The sequence below is a fragment of the Vibrio sp. Vb0667 genome (genome assembly GCF_033391095.1).
The window spans coordinates 1-2,492 of record NZ_JAWPOL010000071.1 but is presented as its reverse complement, the minus strand read 5'-3'; the positions used below and the strand labels follow the sequence as shown (position 1 = coordinate 2,492).

The 2,492-nt window shown below is 52.5% G+C and carries 1 protein-coding gene; it reads left to right on the top strand.

Annotated elements, in window-relative coordinates:
- On the top strand, window positions 1-2,492 hold a 2,492-nt coding region (locus R8269_RS23335), incomplete at both ends, for a tandem-95 repeat protein (protein ID WP_318222682.1).

Below are 2,492 nucleotides of genomic sequence, written 5' to 3'. Positions count from 1 at the left end.
GAAGGCGACGACAAAGTGGTGTCGCTGGATACCAATAACGGTCCAGCCAACGGCACGGTCTCGGTCAACCCGGACGGTAGCGTAACCTACACGCCAAACGACAACTACCACGGGACAGACAGCTTCACTTACATCGTCACCTCAGGTGGGGTATCGGAGTCCACCACAGTGAACGTCGATGTGACGCTAGTCAATGACGCGCCAGTGGCGACCAATGACGCGGCCACAACACAAGAAGATACCGCTGTCACGATTGATGTCCTACCAAACGACACCGATATTGATGGTGATACGCTGTCTATCCAATCAGCGTCCGTACCTGAAACACAAGGTACAGTCGAGATTATTGATGGAAAACTGGTCTTCACACCAACTGAGAACTTCCATGGTGACGCTGAAATTACTTACACGATTACTGATGGTGCACTGACTGACCAAGCGACGGTCAACGTCACCGTGAATGCGGTGAACGACACGCCTGTGGTTGAAAGCAGCATTGCAGACCAAGCCTTGGCGGAAGACTTTACGCCATACAGCATCGATCTAAATACCGCTTTCAGCGATGTGGATAACGTGGATGGCGATCTGAGCTTCAGCGTTTCTGGCAACAGCAACATTCAAGTGGCGATCGTCAATGGTATTGCTACGTTCACTCCAACCGCAGACTGGAACGGCTCAGAAGCGTTGACCTTTACGGCCACCGACCCAAGCGGTGAAAGCGTTAGCCAAACGGTGAACTTCACAGTGGCGCCTGTGGCGGACATCGTGGCAGATAAAGCGACGGTCGTGGAAGACACACCGACCATCATCAAGGTTTTAGGTAACGACACGTTCGAAGGCGACGACAAAGTGGTGTCGCTGGATACCAATAACGGTCCAGCCAACGGCACGGTCTCGGTCAACCCAGATGGCAGCGTCACTTACACGCCAAACGACAACTACCACGGTACAGACAGCTTTACCTACATCGTTACGTCTGGGGGCGTCAGTGAATCCACCACGGTGAACGTCGATGTCACACCAGTGAACGACGCGCCAGTGGCGACCAATGACAATGCCGTTACTGACGAAGACACGCCAGTGACGATTGATGTTCTGCCAAACGATACTGACATCGATGGTGATACGTTAAGCATTGATTCGGCGTCTGTGCCGAGTGACCAAGGTACAGTTGAAATTGTTGACGGCAAGTTGGTGTTCACACCGGCTGAGAACTTCCATGGTGACGCTGAAATCACTTACACCGTTAGCGATGGTGCACTGACTGACCAAGCAACGGTCAACGTCACCGTGAATGCGGTGAACGACACGCCTGTGGTTGAAAGCAACCTCGCAGACCAAACCTTGGCGGAAGACTTTACGCCATACAGCATCGATCTGAATACGGCCTTCAGTGATGTGGATAACGTGGATGGCGAGTTAACGTTTAGCGTTTCTGGCAACAGCAACGTGTTAGTTTCGATTGAAAATGGCATTGCGACCATTAGCCCAACCGCAGACTGGAACGGCTCAGAAACCCTAGCGTTTACGGCTACTGATCCAAGCGGCGAAAGCGTTAGCCAAACGGTGAACTTCACAGTAGCGCCTGTGGCGGACATCGTGGCAGACAAAGCGACGGTGGTGGAAGACACGCCAACCATCATCAAGGTCTTAGGTAACGACACGTTCGAAGGCGACGATAAAGTGGTGTCGCTCGATAGCAATCACGGTCCAGGCAACGGCACGGTCTCGGTCAACCCGGATGGCAGCGTCACTTACACGCCAAACGACAACTACCACGGTACAGACAGCTTCACGTACATCGTCACGTCGGGTGGGGTATCGGAATCCACCACGGTGAACGTCGATGTGACGCCAGTCAATGACGCGCCAGTGGCAAACGATGACGCGGCCACAACACAAGAAGATACCGCTGTCACGATTGATGTCCTGCCAAACGACACCGACATCGACGGCGATACGTTAAGCATTGATTCGGCGTCTGTGCCGAGTGACCAAGGTAAAGTCGAAATTATTGATGGAAAACTGGTCTTCACACCGGCTGAGAACTTCCATGGTGACGCTGAAATCACTTATACCGTGACCGATGGTTCACTGACTGACCAAGCGACGGTCAACGTCACCGTGAATGCGGTGAACGACACGCCTGTGGTTGAAAGCAGCATTGCAGACCAAACCTTGGCGGAAGACTTCACGCCATACAGCATCGATCTAAATACCGCTTTCAGTGATGTGGATAACGCCGATGGTGAGTTAACGTTTAGTGTCTCTGGCAACAGCAACATTCAAGTGGCGATCGTCAATGGCATTGCTACGTTCACTCCAACCGCAGACTGGAATGGCTCAGAAACCCTAACCTTTACCGCCACCGATCCAAGCGGTGAAAGCGTTAGCCAAACGGTGAACTTCACAGTTGCGCCTGTGGCAGATATTGAATCTGACCGCGCGACGGTTGTGGAAGACACACCAACCATCATCAAGGTTTTAGGTAA